Origin of the sequence: Paenibacillus bouchesdurhonensis (assembly GCF_900155685.1) — a bacterium.
GTDB lineage: Bacteria > Bacillota > Bacilli > Paenibacillales > Paenibacillaceae > Fontibacillus > Fontibacillus bouchesdurhonensis.
Genome location: NZ_LT732548.1, coordinates 73509 through 91479 on the forward strand (window position 1 = coordinate 73509; position 17971 = coordinate 91479).

Here is a 17971-nt window from a genome sequence, read left to right on the forward strand (position 1 = left end):
AAGCGGCTCCCATAAATGGGTGCCGCTTTGCATATCCCTGCCATTTGGTATGACGTAAAGCTGCTACTCTTCGGAGGCTTCGTTGTCGGCATCTGAATCTGCATTTGCCTCATCAGTCTTATCCTGATAATCGGCATCGGTCGCTTCTTCGCCAAGCGCCCCTTTCAGATTTTCGCCATCCTCTTCATCCTCGTGCTCTGAATCTTCGCTCTTGTCTGAGCGGCAAACCGTAGCAACAGCGTCATCTTCACGGATATTAATCAACTTCACGCCCTGTGTGTTACGCCCCATGGTCGATATTCCTTCCATACTCGTACGGATAAGCGTTCCGCTGCTTGTAATAATCATGAGATCCTCTTCGTCCTTAACTACCTTCAGACCAACGACAGAACCATTCTTCTCTGTTACATTGATCGTCTTAATCCCTTTACCTCCACGACTTTGAATCCTGTATTCGGAGACAGGGGTGCGTTTGCCATAGCCCTTCGTCGTTACGATCAGAATATCCTGCTCAGGCACAATGACATCCATACCGATCAATTCATCATGCTCATCCAGCGTGATCCCTTTAACCCCAGTGGCGGCTCTACCCATAGAGCGAACATCACCCTCTGGGAAGCGGATGGACATCCCTTGAGCCGTACCCATGATCAGCTCTTGCTTACCATCGGTAAGTCTTACATCAATCAGCGTATCATCTTCCCGTAGATTCACGGCGATAAGTCCGCCTCTACGAATATTGATGTAATCCTCCAGCGGCGTCTTCTTCACGATACCCTGACGCGTCGCAAAGAACAGATATTTATCCTCATCGAACTTCTCTACCGGTATAACCGCGTTAACCGTTTCCCCTTGTTCGATTTGAATCAGGTTAATGATTGGTGTACCGCGCGCCGTCCGGCCAAGCTCGGGAATTTCGTAAGCCTTCAGACGATACGCCTTGCCTCGATCCGTAAAGAACATCAAGTAATGGTGAGTATTCGTTACGAAAAGATGCTCCACAAAGTCATTATCCTTCGTATCCATCCCTACGACACCCCGTCCACCACGCTTCTGACTGCGATAAGTGGTCACTGGCAGGCGTTTAATATAACCGGTGTGCGTAATCGTGATAACGACTTCCTCTTGTGGAATCAAGTCCTCATCGAGGATACTCTCTTCACCGACCGTGATTTCTGTACGGCGTGGATCTGCGAAACGATCACGAATTTCCTGAAGCTCGTCACTGATAATTTGCAGCACGAGTTCCTCGTTAGCCAGAATTTCACGATATTCCGCTATTTTAATAAGCAGCTCATTGTACTCTTCCTCGATCTTCTCACGCTCGAGGCCTGTCAGGCGTTGTAGACGCATATCGAGAATGGCCTGCGATTGCTCCTGACTTAGTCCGAATCGCTCCATTAGACCCGTACGGGCAATTTCCGTCGTTCGCGATCCGCGAATAAGGGCAATAACCTCATCCAGATTATCAAGGGCGATCCGCAATCCCTCGAGAATATGAGCACGTGCTTCTGCCTTCTTCAGCTCAAATTCTGTTCGGCGGCGAATAACTTCTACCTGGTGCTGCAAATAATGATGAAGAACTTCTTTCAACGTCAGAATCTTCGGCTCATTATTCACAATCGCCAGCATATTAATTCCAAAAGTACTCTGCATGGACGTATGCTTATATAAATTGTTCAGCACGACATTCGGATTGACATCGCGGCGCAGCTCGATCACTACGCGCATTCCGTTGCGATCAGATTCATCCCGCAAATCGGTAATGCCGTCAATTCTTTTCTCGCGAACGAGTTCAGCGATTTTCTCAACCAATCGAGCCTTATTTACTTGATACGGAAGCTCGTCCACAATAATTCGCGCTTTGTTATTATGCTCTTCAATGGTCGTTCTAGCTCTCATTGTTACAGAACCGCGACCTGTGGTATATGCCTGACGAATGCCGGAACGTCCTACAATATAACCTGCGGTTGGGAAATCCGGGCCTTGAATATAATCCATCAAATCAAGTGAATCGATATCTGGATTAACAATCATCGCTTGAACCCCATCGATAACTTCACCTAAATTATGCGGCGGAATATTGGTCGCCATACCGACAGCGATGCCGGATACGCCGTTAACGAGCAAGTTTGGATATCTTGCTGGAAGCACAACCGGTTCATGTTCCTCACCGTCATAGTTTGGCATGAAATCGATGGTTTCTTTATTAATATCGCGCAGCATTTCCATCGCAATTTTGGATAAGCGCGCTTCCGTATATCGCATTGCCGCAGCAAAGTCACCATCTATAGAACCGAAGTTGCCGTGACCTTCCACGAGCATATAACGCATCGAGAAATCCTGAGCCATCCGGACCATCGTTTCATATACCGCTGAATCCCCGTGCGGGTGATATTTACCAATAACTTCGCCGACGATTCTGGCCGATTTCTTATACGGCTTATCGGGATACATACCAAGCTCGGACATCGCATACAGAATACGACGATGCACCGGCTTCAAACCATCCCTAACATCTGGCAGAGCACGGCTGACAATAATGCTCATCGCATAATCCATAAAGGATTCACGCATTTCCACATTAATGTCCCGATCTACGATTTGCGAAAATTTTTCTTCCGCCATGCTGGACCTCCTTCAAATTCTATCCATATGCCTATGTTTGGGAAAACCTTGAAAAAACCGGTAAGTCACTATACCTATTATATTACTTTCACAATTTAAGCACAATTAAACGTATTTGATTTCCCGGTTATCTTCCCAGATAAGACACCTTAAAAAAATGGGGATGTGTCCACTCCCATTATTGCTTCCGCTCATATACTACGGATATAGGCATTTTCTTTACACGCCAATGAACTAACATGATTCCCACATCTCATAATTATATCATTTTTTATCTCTTCTGTCCTATGTTTTCCTCCGCGAAGAAAATGTACAACTACAGCTCAGGAAAGGAAGGAATATTACTTGGCGATTCAGCGAGTTGCAAGCAAATGGGAAAAAACTATAGCCTTGAACAAAAGAGAGCACATTATGCCGTATATTCCAGACACCCGCAAATATTCTCTTGCCCAGCTGCAAGATATGTTGGGCTTATATGAAATGGTATACATTAAGCCCGACTGCGGAACTTACGGTATTGGCGTCATGTGCGCCGAAATATGGAGAGACGATTCAAACGAGAACACCGATCCTAAGTGCATATTGAAATTTGGAACCCAAAGTGAAATTCATCCCACCGTAGAAAGTCTTCATAAATCGATAAAAGAAAAGATCGGTGCAAAAATGTATTTAATCCAAAAGGGAATTTCACTGTTAACCTATAAGAACCGCAAATTTGATATCCGAGCCCTTGTACAAAAAACGCCCCATAATACCTGGGAAACTACAGCCTTCATAGGCCGTGTTGCCGCACCACGAAAAATCGTAACCAATCATCATAGCGGGGGGACGGTACTGCCTATAGAGGACTTACTGGGATCCTATTTAATCCCTTCCCAATTCTCGGGCTTATATAAAGAAATGAAAAACCTCGGTGTTCACGTCGCATCCCAGCTTTCACGAAAATATCCCCGGCTTAAAGAGATCGGCCTCGACCTGGCAATCGACGAACAGTACCGCATCTGGATTCTGGAAGTCAATACCAAGCCTGCTCTCTTCCCTTTCAAATGGCTGCAGGACAAAAGCATTTATAAAAAGGTTCGCCGATACGCTGTTGCTTACGGAAGGCTGAAATCTGCAAAATAGCATAAGACAATAAAGCTGGCTTCATCCGTTGTAATACTTGTAGAAATAAAAAGAGTGCTGTCCGTAAGACAGCACCCTTCTATCATCCAATTATCAATTTCCAAAATTAAATATCCAAATTTGTCACGTATTTAGCGTGCTCATTAATAAAATCACGACGTGGTTCAACGTTATCGCCCATCAGAGTATCAAAGATGGCGTCCGCTTGAATCGCATCGGAGATAGATACCTGCTGCATAGTACGGCTCTCGGGATCCATCGTTGTCTCCCAAAGCTGTTCAGCGTTCATCTCGCCAAGACCTTTATAGCGCTGTACGTTGACCTTGACGTTCTCGCCAAACTCAGCGATGATCTCATCACGCTCCTGCTCCGATCCGGCATAGCGTATCGTCTTGTTGCGCTCGATTTTGAAGAGCGGCGGCTGTGCGATATAAATATAACCAGCCTCGATCAGCCTCCGCATGTAGCGGAAGAAGAAGGTCAGAAGCAAAGTACGGATATGCGCACCGTCAACATCAGCATCCGTCATGATGATGACTTTGTGATAGCGGGCCTTGGAAAGATCAAACTCTTCTCCGATTCCTGTCCCCAACGCCGTAATAATCGCCCTAATCTCCGCATTGCCAAGAATGCGGTCAAGCCTTGCCTTCTCTACGTTAAGAATCTTACCGCGCAGCGGAAGAATCGCTTGGAAATGCCGATCCCGTCCCTGCTTAGCTGATCCGCCCGCAGAGTCCCCTTCGACAATATACAACTCACTGATCGAAGCATCTTTAGAAGAGCAGTCCGCCAGTTTCCCTGGCAGTGCACTAACCTCCAATGCACTCTTGCGGCGCGTCAGCTCACGTGCCTTACGGGCAGCCTCACGAGCCCGGGAGGCTTGGAGCGCCTTCTCCAGAACTCGGCGGGATACCGCTGGATTCTCCTCCATGAATTCCTGCAGTTTCTCGGCAAACAAGGATTCAACGATACCGCGAACCTCGCTGTTCCCCAGCTTCGTCTTCGTTTGGCCTTCAAACTGCGGCTCAGGAATTTTGACAGAAATGATCGCTGTTAAACCTTCGCGCACGTCATCGCCGGTCAAATTGGAATCATTATCTCTGATCATATTGTTCTTGCGGGCGTAATCATTAATAATCCGGGTAAGAGCACTCTTGAATCCGGATTCATGCGTCCCGCCTTCGTGCGTATTGATATTGTTCGCAAAGGAATGAATGTTCTCTGTGTAGCTGTCGTTGTACTGCAAAGCTACCTCGACCATGATCATATCCCGCTGTCCTTCGACGTAAATCGGCTCCTCATGAAGAACTTCTCTGTTCTGGTTCAAATATTTTACATATTCGATAATACCGCCTTCATAATGGAATTTCTCGGACTGCCCTGTCCGTTCATCCGTCAAAGACAAATTAATGCCTTTGTTCAAGAAGGCCAATTCACGAATACGAGTTAATAAAATGTTGTAATCGTATTCCGTAGTTTCCGTGAACACTTCCTCATCCGGATAGAACGTTGTCTTCGTGCCCGTAAGCTCCCCTGCTTCACCGATGATGCGAAGATCATACTGAGGTATCCCGCGCTGATATTCCTGCATGTATACATGCCCATCCCGCCTTACTTGTACGACGAGCTTCGACGAAAGAGCATTAACGACAGATACCCCAACGCCGTGCAGACCACCGGACACCTTATAGCCGCCGCCGCCGAATTTACCACCGGCATGGAGGACGGTCATAACGACTTCGAGTGAGGAGCGCTTCATTTTGGGATGCTCGCCAACAGGGATACCGCGCCCATTGTCCGTAACAGTAATGCTGTTATCCTGGTGGATCGTTACGTCGATTGTATCCGCATAACCGGCAAGTGCTTCGTCAATACTATTGTCCACGACTTCCCACACCAAATGATGCAGTCCCCGGGAACTGGTTGAACCAATATACATACCGGGCCGCTTACGAACGGCCTCCAGGCCTTCGAGCACCTGTATCTGACTCTCGTCATACGATTGTTCGTTCATCGACATGCCTTCATTCACCTACTTCTATAGATTCAAAACACCCGCTTGACGGGTCAGTTAGATTGCAAAAGATATATTTGCCTTCTTCTTGAGGGTTGCGGAAGAAATTGGTGAATAATATACCGTAGTTTTCGTTACTACGATCGATTTAGCTTCTTCCTCTCCGATGCGCTGCACGTTCTTCTCTTTGATCGCGTGGCTAACGAACTGCTTGGAAATCTTCGAGGACTTCTCGATTGAAATGTCGAAAATAGCAACCAGTTCTGAGGAGAATATGACCTTCTCACCACCTAAGTGAATGTACATCTCTTTCCTCCACTCATTATGAATTGACTTGTCCTTCGTGCACGTGAAAAATGCTGGCGTCTTGCAGCCGGCCCGCGTTGATGCTCTCTATGCCTGTTGCCGTAATAAACGTCTGAACTTTGCTTTGAAAAGTCTCGATCAATTGAGTTTGGCGATATGGATCAAGTTCTGAAAGCACATCATCCAGCAGAAGAATCGGATATTCCCCAATCTCTTCATGAATCAGCTCAATTTCCGCTAATTTAAGCGATAATGCCGTTGTTCTTTGCTGTCCCTGGGAACCGTATACCTGGGCTTCATTTCCGTTAATATGAAAAGCCAAATCGTCGCGGTGCGGCCCAGAAAGCGTCATGCCACGGCGGATTTCCTGCTCTTTCATTTGTGATAACTTTATCATAAATTGCTCCATTAGGACAGCTTCATCTTCTTCCTCAGCCTCTCCGAAGGAAGGTAAATAGGATAATTCCAGCTTTTCTAGGCCTCCGGTAATGCCCTCGTGAATCTGTTCAGCCCATTTCTGCAGCTTTCTTATAAATTGTTTCCTTCTTTTGATAATTTTAACACCGTGCTCCGCAAGCTGCTCATTCCAAATCTCCAGCATGGTTCCCATTTCAGGGCCGGCTCCATAAGCTTGCTTCAACAGATTATTTCTCTGTACAAGCACCTTTTGATATTGCTGAAGATGGAACAAATAACTGGGCTGCACCTGGCCGATTTCCATATCCAGAAAGCGTCTGCGAATTCCCGGCGTTCCCTTGACGATTTCCAGATCCTCCGGAGCGAACATAACGACGTTCAAAGCGCCGATGAAATCGCTTAACTTACGCTGCTCCAAGCTGTTGACCTTGGCTCTCTTCCCTTGTTGAGACAAGCGAAGCTCTAATTTCAATGTGCCGTACTTCTTCTCCACATCGGCGCCGATGACCGCATGATCACTGCCGAAAGCGATCAGCTCTTTATCCTTTGTCGTACGGTGTGATTTCGTTAAAGCGAGCACGAAGAGAGACTCTAGCAAATTAGTCTTTCCCTGCGCATTGCGGCCGATGAGTAAATTGACATTACCGAAATTATTCAGCGCCAATGTCTCGTAATTTCGGTAATGCTCCAAACGTAAATGATTGACATACATGCGGTCTTAAGCCCCCTTCCTTCCCGCTGCTCCCAAATCGGCTTCTGATTGGCGAGCAGTTAAGGGACTTTATTGCTTAGCAACCTGGAAAGCGCCGCATCCTTCCACTTCAACCGTATCTCCGGGATAGAGCTTGCGGCCCCGGCGTTCTTCCAACTCGCCGTTGACCTTGACGGCTTCCTCCTGCAAAAGCGCCTTGGCCATGCCTCCCGTAGGTACGCAATCCGCCAGCTTTAGAAATTGATCCAGCTTAATGTATTCGGTCGATATGGCGACTGTCTTCATGTTTAAATTCTTCCTTTCTCCTCGATCGGGATCGCAGGCGTACTCTAGGCCGCCTCATCACCGATTAATTCGTTGTTCGGTAAGGGAGGATGAGATAGAGGCTTTGGCTATCATCCAATGGCTTGATAATGATTGGGCTCATTGCGCCCGTGAAGCCAATATGGAGCTGTTGACTCTCGACGACTTTCAGCACATCAAGCATATATTTCGAGTTAAATGAAATTCGCAGCGGATCTCCCTCAAATTTAGCAACCTCGAGCTGTTCTGTAACTTTTCCAAGCTCTGACGAACTCGAGGAAATCTCAATTGTCCCGTCATCCATCGTTTGCAATCGAACAATATTGGTTTTCTCTTCGCGAGATAGCAAATAAGCCCGGTCAATCGAATCGCTCAGTTTCTTCGTATCCAGGACAAGTTCTGTTTTATAGGTTGTCGGAATAATCTTGGAAGTATCCGGATAAGTTCCGTCTAATATGCGCGAATAGAACAAGATCCGATCAATTTTGAACAACACTTGATTGTCCGCGACGACGATCTCGATGATGGTGTTCTGATCCGGGATAATCTTGCTCAGCTCGTTCAACGTTTTCCCCGAAATAACGATGTTGCTGAACCGGATATCATCGGCATCGTCTAATACAGCAGTTCTGCTAGCTAGGCGGTGACGGTCGGTAGCTACGAATTTGAATTGATTGTCACTTAAGTTCCACAGTATCCCGGTCAAAATAGGTGATGTTTCATTTGTGGAAATGGAGAATGCCGTTTGTTTGATCATGTTCTTGAGCAAATCACCCGGAATCATGATGATTTGATCCTCTTCAATGCTTGGGAGCACCGGGAATTCCTCCGGGTCAAGCCCCACCATTTGAATATCCGTTGAGCCGGAGCGGATTAACGTCTGGAAGCCGTCTTTAACTTCCATTTCGATTTCTTGAGAAGGAAGCTTTTTAATGATTTCAACGAAAAATTTAGCCGGAAGTACGACGCTGCCCGGACGCTCGATTTGAACGATTTGTTTATCATGATCTTCAGCTGGAATAAAAGCCTGAATCGAAATATCGGTATCGCTAGCAGTTAGAGTCATGCCTTGGAAATTTACCTCTAGCTTAATGCCTGTCAATATGGGAATCGTTGTCCGGCTGGAGATCGCCTTGGAAACGTGTTGAATGGATTCATTTAATTCATGTTTAAGAATGCGGATTTTCATAATTTCAACTCCTAAAAGATTTTATGTAGCCAATAATCTTCTCAAATATTTAGTCATATCCCTCGTCCTAAAGCATACATTCTAATTATATCGACAAAAAGCCCGTGAGAATTTCGCTGTGCCATAAATAAGCGCAGATTTGGTTTTATATTTCAAGCGGCTTTAGGCCGCCTATATATGATGATATATCTTTATAAATAATAGAAGAAGTAGTAGGGGCACTGAATATGTGGATAACACACATAATTATATGAAATGAAGCCTATCCACATGTGCATAGAATGTGCATAGGCTTAAAGCTTATTCAGGATAAGTTTTTAATTTTTTCGATCAAGTTATTCACAATTTTGTAGAGTTCCTGATCCGTCTTCAGAGCTTGGGATATTTTGTCATGCGCATGGATGACGGTTGTATGATCTCGGCCGCCAAAGGCGTCGCCGATTTTTGGCAGCGAGAAATCAGTGAGCTCCCGCGATAAATACATGGCGATTTGCCGCGGAAAGGCGATGGCCTTCGTCCGTTTGCGAGCTTTGAAATCTTCAATTTTCAAATTGTAATATTCGCCTACTTTTTGCTGAATGTCTTGAATGGTAATCATTTTGGGACGACTGGATGGGATGATGTCTTTCAACGCTTCAGCGGCCAGATGAGTGGTTACATCCTGGTTAATCAGGGAAGAGTAGGCCACAACTCGTATCAATGCTCCTTCAAGTTCCCGAATGTTCGTATCGATTTGATTCGCGATATACATCATCGCTTCGTTCGGGATATCCAAGTTCTCTGCTTTGGCCTTCTTGCGCAAAATCGCAATCCGGGTCTCCAGATCCGGCGGCTGGATATCGGTAATCAATCCCCATTCAAACCGTGATCTTAGCCGTTCTTCCAGTGTAGGAATTTCCTTTGGCGGCCGATCACTGGAAATGATGATCTGCTTACGTTCTTCATGCAGCGCATTGAAGGTATGGAAGAATTCCTCTTGCGTGGATTCTTTACCTGCCAAAAATTGAATATCATCAATAAGCAGAATATCGATATTCCGGTATTTGTTCCGGAAACTCTCCGCCCTGTTGTCTCGAATGGAATTAATGAATTCATTCGTGAACTTCTCAGAAGAGATATATACTACCTTGCTGCTCGGGCTATGCTCCAAAATATAATGTCCGATCGCATGCATCAGGTGCGTCTTTCCCAAACCTACGCCACCGTATAGGAATAAAGGGTTATAGGCTCGGGCTGGTGCTTCGGCTACAGCAAGTGATGCCGCATGGGCAAACCGATTGCCCGATCCGATAACGAACGTATCGAATGTATACTTTGGATTAAGCATATGGGAGATTGGTTCCTCTACAGCGACTGGCGTTGGCGTCTCTTTCTGCTTCTGCGTCTGCTCAGCTGGTGCTGATTCTTCAATCACAAAAGAGACATCGACCTGTTTGTCGAGATATTCATATACGGTTGTAGCTACAAGCTTGGTATACCGGCTTTCCAGCCATTCGACGGCAAACGTAGTCGGGGCGGATATGACGATCGAATCGTCGGTAAGGGATACCACTTTCGTTGCCTTGAACCAGGTGTCGAAGCTCGGTTTGCTCAGCTTGGTATTAATGATGGATAAGATATGCTGCCATATTTCGGAGGTATGGCTGTCCACAGACTGTCACTCCTTTTAAATCTTACATTTGTGGCTTGAGCCATGCAGAATGGGTCGAAAAAAAGCATAAATAAAGGGGACTGTTATCCCCATTAGTCAGAAGGCTATAATAATTATAAACGTGGATAATTTAAAATTGTTCACAATGTTATCCACAGGCTGTTGATAATTATGTTGTTAACATCTAGATATTCACAACAAAAGCAATCTAATCATAGCAAAATAAGCCTTGTATTTCAATGTTCCGCATCAAATTATCCACAAATTCAATAACTTGTGTATAATTTTAATTCACACCACTACATATTGTTTATAAATTGTTTAGTATTCGACATAATGAGCGAATTCTCGCTAAAAATTATACACAGGTTGTTAAAGGAAAGGTAGAAGGTTGTAGAAAAAAATGATTGAGAAATATTGTGAATAACTTTTTGAGGACTTATTAAGTTGTGGAGAGATATGTCGACGACCGCTGTCATGCAGCAAAATATTGCGCGAGGGCTCCCGCGCGTAGTATTGGGTAAAAGGCCAGGTTAAGGAAAACTGAAAGGGAAAAATTGTGGATTTAGGGGTACAAGCGGCCAGGGAATGTTTGCAGATAAAGTGCAGATATACAAAAAAAAGGGCTGGGGATGAGAGACAATAGAGCCCTCAAAACCCAAACCCATTCGGTGATTAGAACCTATGGCCGATTCAAATTCTTCTGAAAATGAGCAATCGCCTCATAATCCTCCTCGAGCTTCCTTGAAATCCGGATATAGATCGGAAGGAGCTCTTTGTAAATCGTAGCACTTTCTTTATTTGGGGCATGTTCATAGGTTTCGCCGATCATTTTTTTGACGACCTCAAAAGAATCAATTTTGCCGATAGCATATAGGCCGAGAATGACTGCGCCAAGGCAGGAGCTTTCGATACTCTCTGGAATAACGACCTTTTGATCGAAAATATCCGCCATCATTTGACGCCATAACGGCGAGCGCGCAAATCCGCCTGTCGCTTGTATTTTCCGCGGTTGACCGATTTGTTCCTCCATAGCTAACAGGACGGTGTAGAGGTTGAAGATCACACCCTCTAATACGGCGCGAATCATATGCTCCTTCTGATGGTTTAATGTCAATCCGAAGAAAGAACCTCGCGCGTTAGAATTCCAGAGCGGCGCACGTTCCCCAGATAAGAAGGGATGGAACAACAGGCCATCCGAGCCTGGATTGACACGTTCTGCTATTCGCGTCAGCACGTCATATACACTAATGCCGAGCCGGTTGGCTGTTTCAACCTCGGAAGCGGCAAACTGATCCCGTACCCAGCGGAAAATCACGCCGCCGTTGTTCACCGGCCCGCCGATCACCCAATGCTTATCAGTAAGCGCGTAACAGAAAATACGTCCTTTCGGATCGAAGACAGGCTGATCCACGACCGTGCGGATGGCTCCGCTGGTACCGATAGTCACGGCAACGACTCCAGGATCAATCGCATCCACGCCAAGATTGGACAGTACGCCGTCACTGGCGCCGACAACAAATGGGGTAGAGGGAGCAAGCCCCATTTCCTGTGCATATCGTTCATTGAGCCCCTGGATCGTATGCGTAGTAGGAACAAGCTCGGACAGTCGATCTGGAGTGATTCCGGCAAGTGCCAGAGCTTCAGAATCCCACTCCAACTGCTGCAGATTTAATAAGCCTGTGGCCGATGCGATCGAATAATCGACGATATATTGTTGGAACAGCTTGTGAAATATATATTCTTTAATAGAAATAAATTTATAGGCATTATTGAAAACGTCCGGTACGTCATGACGCAGCCACATTAACTTAGGGAGCGGCGACATCGGATGGATTGGAGTTCCGGTTCGCAGGTAAATATCGTGCCCATTCAGTTCATTTTTTAACCGATTAGCCCACTCTACGCTTCGATTGTCTGCCCATGTCAGACAACGCATTATCGGCTTCCCATCCTGATCGACAGGAATGACACTGTGCATAGCGGCGCTGAAGGACACCAGGATAATATCTTCAGGGTCAATACCGCTTTTCTTCATAACTTGCTTCACCGTACTAATGACGGCTTCAAAAATCTCCTCCGGGTCTTGCTCCGCCATATCTGCCGAAGGCGTATATAAAGGATAACCTTCATTAGCAGAAGCTATAATTTTACCGTTGTCTTCAAATAAGACCGCTTTTGTACTTGTCGTGCCTATATCAATTCCGATCATATACGATAATTTGGCCATCTGATTCACCCTTTCTTCAGGATATATCCAATTCTTTATGCTTTGATATCCAATCTATCATCAGTTTATCGGAGGAAGATCTTAAAGTATAGCACTGATGGCGACTAGGATTAATGCTGGATCAGCAATGGATGGGATCAGCAATGGACGGGATGGCCTCCATTGTATACTTGTCGACAAATGGAATTATGATAAAATTTCATAAAGGGTGGAAGTAAATCCCCTTCATTGCTTGATCAATGGATACTTTTATGAAGCGTTTGATGTGAATCGGCAAAATACTCCTCGATTCGAGCGGTAATCACAGCAGGATCTTTGGTTTCCAGTCCTTGCAGCAGCCTACGGTGTTTGTCGATGACGAAATTAATTTTATCCTCTCCTTGGGACAGGACTTCCTCCGTCGTGATCAGTATTACCGTCATTACAATTTGGCGGATACTCAACCATAAATGCCAGATTCGCGTATGCTTCGCTTCCTTAATAATTAATTCATGAATGGAGAGATCTTGATAGGCGAATTCCACAATATCAAGATGCTTCGCTGCAAGCTGCATTTTGTCAATAATTTGCTGAAGCTGTGAAATGACTAGTGCTGTATCCTGCCGAGCTAAACGCTTCCAAGCAAAACTCTCAATCAGAAATCTGACATCATACAGTTCAGAAATATCATGCAGTTGTAGTCCGTTAACTACAGCTCCCATTCGTTTAAGCGTAATTAATCCCTCAGTGGACAATGTCTTCAAAGCTTCTCTGACAGGCGAACGACTCGTGCCGAAGTCAGCGGCAATTCCATTTTCGGATAGGATCTCTCCCTGTTTAATCGTACCATTAATAATTTGTAGACGAAGTTCACAGGCGATCGCTTCACCTAAAGAGCTTCCTTTTAGCCAAGAGGATGGATATTTCATGTTATAGACTCCTATCACAAAGTTACTAACTTATCATAACATGAATGATTCTGCCTGGGTACGTCAAGTCATTGCGTGCTTTCTACGGCATGTCCGCCAAATTCATTGCGCAGGGCAGCGACGACTTTACCGTGGAAGGTATCGGTGTCCTGCGAGCGATAACGCATGAACAGGGACATGGCAATAACAGGCGCCGTTGCTTGAAGGTCAAGAGCAGTTTCCACGGTCCATCTGCCTTCTCCTGATGAATTCATAACACCGCGAATATTGTCCAGCCTTGTATCTTTGGAAAATGCATTTTCAGTCAGCTCCATTAACCAGCCGCGTATCACCGAGCCGTTAGACCATACTCTGGCCACATCTTCGTAATTGAAATCAAACGAGCTTTTCTCCAAAATTTCAAAGCCTTCAGCAATGGCCTGCATCATGCCGTATTCTATCCCGTTATGAACCATTTTTAGAAAATGCCCGCTGCCGCTTGGGCCTGCATATAAATACCCCTTATCAACGGCAATGTCCTTAAAAATAGGTTCAATGTGACAAAATACAGCTTCATTGCCGCCGATCATGAAGCAACCTCCATGTTCTGCCCCTTCTACGCCTCCGGAAGTTCCGACATCGAAAAAGTTGATCCCTTGCTTTTCTAATTTTTCAGCTAAATCTACAGAATTTTTGTAATTCGAATTGCCTCCGTCAATGATGATATCCCCTTCATTTAAGTGCGGAATCAGATTGTCAATAACTGAATGGAGAGCATCTCCGGCGGGAACCATAATCCAAATGATGCGCGGGGTATCCAGACCAGTGACAAGCTCTTCTAAACTGGAGGCGGGAACTGCCCCTTCTGTAGCAATGCTTTCAACAGAACGGGGATTCATGTCGAAGGCAACCACTTCGTGATGACGTTGCAGCAGATTTAGCACGAGATTGTAACCCATTTTACCAAGTCCGATCATGCCAAGTTTCATAAAAACACCACTCCTTTTTTTAAACAAGTATACTTGTATACAACTTATAATAAACCCATCATACATGCTCCGTTATCATCTGTAAATGAACAGTTGTTTATAATTTTTAGGGGTTAAAATACTTTTCCACATGTGAATAACTTTTATACACTAGAAATAGTAATGAAGATTGTGGACAAATGTTGAAAAGTTCTGATGAAAAGAAATGCCGGGCCCGGTTGACTTTACTCCGGGTTTTATGGTTAAATGAAAAAAGGCATTTTCTGTGGATAATGAAAATGGTGAATATAGAAGTTAGTCCTTGTGAGGGGGTGCAATAGATGAAACCGACTTTCAAACCGAATGTGAGCAAACGTAAAAAGGTTCACGGTTTCCGTAAGAGAATGAGCACGAAAAATGGCCGTAAAGTTATAGCTGCTCGTCGTCTAAAAGGCAGAAAAGTACTCAGTGCGTAAATGACTGCGTGAAGACCACTACGGTGGTCTTTTTTTAGAGGTTTATGCAATATATTGTTGGCTATGGTTCCCTGCAGTGAACGTTCCGCTTTCTCGTTTCCGTCTCTCGGTTGTGGTACCGCATGATATTTACCGGAAGTGATTTTAAAGCGCTTGTTGCTGCGGGGTTATTTTTGTTCTTCGATAATGATGGCATGCTTTCCTAGTTTCGTTGGGCAGGCATCCTAATAATAATGAACGTTATGATTTTCACGTAAGTGGGAACATAAAGCTGTAATAGGGTTGTACATGGAACGGGACACCTAACTTATAAATAAGGTTTACCGTTTTTGGTGTTGGTTTATAATACAAAGAAAGTGAAGCCCTGCATTGTCCAAAAGCGACGCGGGGTTCGAATCAAGGAGATTGTCGTGCATAAGAAGCTACGATTAAGGAACCGGGCTGATTTCAGCCGAGTTTATCGGTTTGGTAAGTCTTTTGCGAACCGCCAGCTTGTTGTTTATTGGTCGAATAAACCGGATATTGAACGATTCCGGCTTGGCGTTTCAGCTAGCAAGAAAATTGGCAATGCCGTTGTCCGCAATCGAATGCGCCGGATGATCAAGGAGATTGTCAGGCTGCATGAGGCTAAGATTAGGGATCATGTAGACATTATTTTTATCGTGCGAAAAGGCGCAGTCGGGATGGAGTATCAGGAGTTGGAGAAAAGCGTGCTTCATGCCCTTCGCAAAGCCTCGCTGCTCAAGCCTTCCAGACCGTAGGGATGCTTGTTTATTTGTCCTTTTAAATATGTTATGATTTACGATGAATGGATAGGTTAAGAGAGGGGTTTTGAAGTGTCGCGTTTTAAGAATAACAGAAGCAAGTGGCTTCTCCTCATTTTAGCGATCGGTCTTGTTGTCGTGCTTGCCGGTTGTGGACAAGTTACGAATAATGCTACGACAACTGAAAATATGCGTAACAGCGGTTCTTGGTGGACTGCGAATGTCGTTTATTACTTCTCATTTGCTTTGGATACGTTTGCGGATTGGTTTGGCGGAGAATATGGTTTGGCGATTCTCGTTCTTACCATTATTGTTCGAACGCTGATTTTGCCTCTGACGCTTAAGCAGGTCAAAAGTTCAAAATCGATGCAAGCCATTCAGCCTGAATTAGCGAAGATTAAGGAAAAGTATAAGGATAATCCAGAACTGCAGCAGCAAGAGACGATGAAGCTGTTTCAAGAGAACGGTGTTAATCCGATGGCCGGCTGTTTCCCTTTATTGATTCAAATGCCGGTATTCATCGCACTATATAATTCGATTTACAATAACTCGGCGATTTCTACACATTCATTCTTATGGTTGCAGCTGGGTGAGCCGGATAAACTGTTTATTCTGCCTGTAATTGCGGCGTTGACGACATTTATTCAAACCAAAATGATGTCGAGTATGAACCCTTCGGGCATGCAAGGACCCATGCAGTTCATGATGCTGATCTACCCTGTGCTGATTTTCATCATGGCCTACAATTTCCCTGCAGCACTTCCTCTATACTGGGTGTACAGTAACCTATATACGATTGCGCAAAACTATTTCATTTATCGCAAGAAAGATCCTGTCGTGGCTACGGCTGGTGGTAATGGCAGCGATGGAAGCGGCGGATCTAAGTCGAAAAAGGGCGGTTCCAACTTAAAAGCCGGTCATCCCGGCAAAGGAGCCAAGGAGGCCAAAAAGTCGAAATGAATAAAATTGTGACGTCGGGAAAAACCGTTGAAGAAGCTGTAAGACAAGGATTGGCCAAGCTCGGCACTACCGAGGACAAAGTCGCCGTGAATGTGTTGGAGCAGCCGTCAAAAGGATTCCTGGGGCTGATCGGTGTCAAGGAAGCCAAGGTAGAGTTAACCTTGCTTGAAGAGACCCCGTCAGAACCGCTTCAAGGAAGCCGTTCGAACGATGCTGTTCCTATGACTTATAAAGAGGATGAGGTTAGCGACGGGCGGGATCCTTATGAGGAGGCGGCGTCATTTGTTCGGGACGTCGGCGAGAACATGGGTCTTCAGGTAAATGTAGAGGTACAGCATAAGAAGGATAATACGGTGCTAAACATTTCCGGTAATGATTTGGGATTACTGATCGGGCGTAGGGGGCAAACCCTTGATGCCCTGCAATATTTGGCGAATATTATCGCTAACCGTTATTCCGATAGCTTCGTTCGTATCGTGCTTGATGCGGAGAATTTCCGGGAACGCCGGAGAAAGACGCTCGAGGATTTGGCCGTCAGGCTTGCTGGTCGGGTGATTCGCACCCGTAAAGAGCTGGCTCTTGAACCGATGTCGCCGCAGGAGCGCAAAGTGATTCATTCCAAACTTCAGGATCACCCAGAGGTTAAGACTTACAGTAAAGGTGAGGAGCCTAACCGGCGTGTCGTAATCGCCCTGAAGCAGAGTAAATGAATGAGGACGCAATGACGTTGTTTCGGCAAATGTCATTGCGTCTGTTTTTTATTGTGGATCTCAACCCACCCAAACCCTCCCTTACGGTAAGGGAGGGCTCCCAAGGCTTGCGGTCCTCGGGACACTCGCAAATTGGGGTAACGTAGGAGTAAAAGAGGCGCACCTGCATCGCTGTTCCCTTCGGGAATGCGCTTGGGTTTGTGTAAGGCACGCTTTTCCCCCTTCGGGTACGTCTTACTTTTGGAGCACCCGGGTAACCTGAAAACATGCTGCAGGCACTTCTGCTGTAGACGCCCTCGAGCATGGGTTGGCGAAGGGAGTCGCTATCGCCCTAACGGGCACGCTTTACTTGCGACGTTCCTGCAGGCGTAGGAGTCGGGTTGGTGCTAGTGTGATCTACCTGTGTGCAAGGAGACGCCGTTTCCTGCAGAAATGCGCTTAAGCTGGCGCAAGGAAATGTTGGCGATCCTCGGGAGTAGAATTGGTAGTTAGGATAGAGGCGCTTACTGTCACGGGTTGAAGTATGAACTGTCCCTTTGGGATGCGTTTGGTTGCAAGCGGGAATTATAGTGTTTGAATGTGGTCTAGCTTATGGGGGGTACCCGAAAGAGCATCGAGACCACGCGAGGAT

The 17971-nt window shown here is 45.7% G+C and carries 15 protein-coding genes; 5 read left to right on the plus strand and 10 right to left on the minus strand.

The features are described from left to right. Positions 1-63 precede the first annotated feature (63 nt). The gene (gyrA, locus tag CZ379_RS04440; RefSeq protein ID WP_110930549.1) at positions 64-2628 is read right to left on the minus strand and encodes a DNA gyrase subunit A; all 2565 of its coding nucleotides are present in this window, start codon (positions 2626-2628) and stop codon (positions 64-66) included. Between the two features lie 345 nt (positions 2629-2973). On the opposite strand from gyrA, the gene CZ379_RS04445 reads away from it, so the two are divergent. Continuing rightward, positions 2974-3753 (plus strand): YheC/YheD family protein, encoded by a 780-nt coding sequence (locus CZ379_RS04445; protein ID WP_110930550.1) that lies wholly within the window; start codon positions 2974-2976, stop codon positions 3751-3753. Between the two features lie 106 nt (positions 3754-3859). Here the strand turns inward: CZ379_RS04445 and gyrB are convergent, their stop codons facing one another. The 9 genes from gyrB to gnd all read right to left on the minus strand — a co-directional run bounded on the left by gyrB (position 3860) and on the right by gnd (position 14451). Then, a complete protein-coding gene (gyrB, locus tag CZ379_RS04450) occupies positions 3860-5773 on the minus strand; it encodes a DNA topoisomerase (ATP-hydrolyzing) subunit B (protein ID WP_110930551.1) in 1914 nt (637 codons plus the stop codon). 51 nt (positions 5774-5824) lie between these two features. After that, positions 5825-6073 carry an extracellular matrix regulator RemB gene (remB, locus tag CZ379_RS04455; RefSeq protein WP_110930552.1) on the minus strand — a complete coding sequence of 83 codons (249 nt, stop codon included), beginning with the start codon at positions 6071-6073 and terminating at the stop codon, positions 5825-5827. A gap of 16 nt (positions 6074-6089) precedes the next feature. Further along, the gene (recF, locus tag CZ379_RS04460; RefSeq protein WP_110930553.1) at positions 6090-7202 is read right to left on the minus strand and encodes a DNA replication/repair protein RecF; all 1113 of its coding nucleotides are present in this window, start codon (positions 7200-7202) and stop codon (positions 6090-6092) included. Positions 7203-7271: 69 nt separating this feature from the next. Further along, positions 7272-7487: a S4 domain-containing protein YaaA gene (gene yaaA, locus CZ379_RS04465; protein ID WP_110930554.1), complete on the minus strand. Its 216-nt coding sequence runs from the start codon at positions 7485-7487 to the stop codon at positions 7272-7274. A 64-nt stretch (positions 7488-7551) separates the two neighbouring features. Continuing rightward, the gene (gene dnaN / locus CZ379_RS04470; protein WP_110930555.1) at positions 7552-8694 is read right to left on the minus strand and encodes a DNA polymerase III subunit beta; all 1143 of its coding nucleotides are present in this window, start codon (positions 8692-8694) and stop codon (positions 7552-7554) included. A gap of 304 nt (positions 8695-8998) precedes the next feature. Then, the gene (dnaA, locus tag CZ379_RS04475; RefSeq protein ID WP_110930556.1) at positions 8999-10345 is read right to left on the minus strand and encodes a chromosomal replication initiator protein DnaA; all 1347 of its coding nucleotides are present in this window, start codon (positions 10343-10345) and stop codon (positions 8999-9001) included. Between the two features lie 682 nt (positions 10346-11027). After that, positions 11028-12575 (minus strand): gluconokinase, encoded by a 1548-nt coding sequence (gene gntK / locus CZ379_RS04480; protein WP_199925467.1) that lies wholly within the window; start codon positions 12573-12575, stop codon positions 11028-11030. Positions 12576-12811: 236 nt separating this feature from the next. Then, positions 12812-13483 carry a GntR family transcriptional regulator gene (locus CZ379_RS04485; protein WP_110930558.1) on the minus strand — a complete coding sequence of 224 codons (672 nt, stop codon included), beginning with the start codon at positions 13481-13483 and terminating at the stop codon, positions 12812-12814. A gap of 68 nt (positions 13484-13551) precedes the next feature. Continuing rightward, the gene (gnd, locus tag CZ379_RS04490) at positions 13552-14451 is read right to left on the minus strand and encodes a phosphogluconate dehydrogenase (NAD(+)-dependent, decarboxylating) (RefSeq protein ID WP_110930559.1); all 900 of its coding nucleotides are present in this window, start codon (positions 14449-14451) and stop codon (positions 13552-13554) included. A gap of 320 nt (positions 14452-14771) precedes the next feature. Here gnd and rpmH point away from each other — a divergent pair, with 320 nt between their 5' ends. From rpmH to jag, 4 genes are all read left to right on the plus strand, one after another. Further along, positions 14772-14906 carry a 50S ribosomal protein L34 gene (gene rpmH, locus CZ379_RS04495; protein ID WP_110930560.1) on the plus strand — a complete coding sequence of 45 codons (135 nt, stop codon included), beginning with the start codon at positions 14772-14774 and terminating at the stop codon, positions 14904-14906. 410 nt (positions 14907-15316) lie between these two features. Further along, complete coding sequence (rnpA, locus tag CZ379_RS04500; protein WP_110930561.1) at positions 15317-15667, plus strand: ribonuclease P protein component; 351 nt, start codon at positions 15317-15319, stop codon at positions 15665-15667. 75 nt (positions 15668-15742) lie between these two features. Next, complete coding sequence (locus CZ379_RS04505) at positions 15743-16630, plus strand: YidC/Oxa1 family membrane protein insertase (protein WP_110930562.1); 888 nt, start codon at positions 15743-15745, stop codon at positions 16628-16630. Further along, positions 16627-17340 carry an RNA-binding cell elongation regulator Jag/EloR gene (gene jag, locus CZ379_RS04510; protein ID WP_110930563.1) on the plus strand — a complete coding sequence of 238 codons (714 nt, stop codon included), beginning with the start codon at positions 16627-16629 and terminating at the stop codon, positions 17338-17340. Before CZ379_RS04505 ends, jag begins: the two co-directional genes overlap by 4 nt. Positions 17341-17971 lie beyond the last annotated feature (631 nt).

Excerpts from the sequence above, each read along its gene's own strand:
- gnd (WP_110930559.1), bottom strand. The coding sequence starts at position 14,451 with ATGAAACTTGGCATGATCGGACTTGGTAAAATGGGTTACAATCTCGTG.
- gntK (WP_199925467.1), bottom strand. The coding sequence starts at position 12,575 with ATGGCCAAATTATCGTATATGATCGGAATTGATATAGGCACGACAAGT.
- gyrA (WP_110930549.1), bottom strand. The coding sequence starts at position 2,628 with ATGGCGGAAGAAAAATTTTCGCAAATCGTAGATCGGGACATTAATGTG.
- remB (WP_110930552.1), bottom strand. The coding sequence starts at position 6,073 with ATGTACATTCACTTAGGTGGTGAGAAGGTCATATTCTCCTCAGAACTG.
- rpmH (WP_110930560.1), top strand. The coding sequence starts at position 14,772 with ATGAAACCGACTTTCAAACCGAATGTGAGCAAACGTAAAAAGGTTCAC.
- recF (WP_110930553.1), bottom strand. The coding sequence starts at position 7,202 with ATGTATGTCAATCATTTACGTTTGGAGCATTACCGAAATTACGAGACA.
- jag (WP_110930563.1), top strand. The coding sequence starts at position 16,627 with ATGAATAAAATTGTGACGTCGGGAAAAACCGTTGAAGAAGCTGTAAGA.
- gyrB (WP_110930551.1), bottom strand. The coding sequence starts at position 5,773 with ATGTCGATGAACGAACAATCGTATGACGAGAGTCAGATACAGGTGCTC.
- yaaA (WP_110930554.1), bottom strand. The coding sequence starts at position 7,487 with ATGAAGACAGTCGCCATATCGACCGAATACATTAAGCTGGATCAATTT.
- dnaN (WP_110930555.1), bottom strand. The coding sequence starts at position 8,694 with ATGAAAATCCGCATTCTTAAACATGAATTAAATGAATCCATTCAACAC.
- CZ379_RS04485 (WP_110930558.1), bottom strand. The coding sequence starts at position 13,483 with ATGAAATATCCATCCTCTTGGCTAAAAGGAAGCTCTTTAGGTGAAGCG.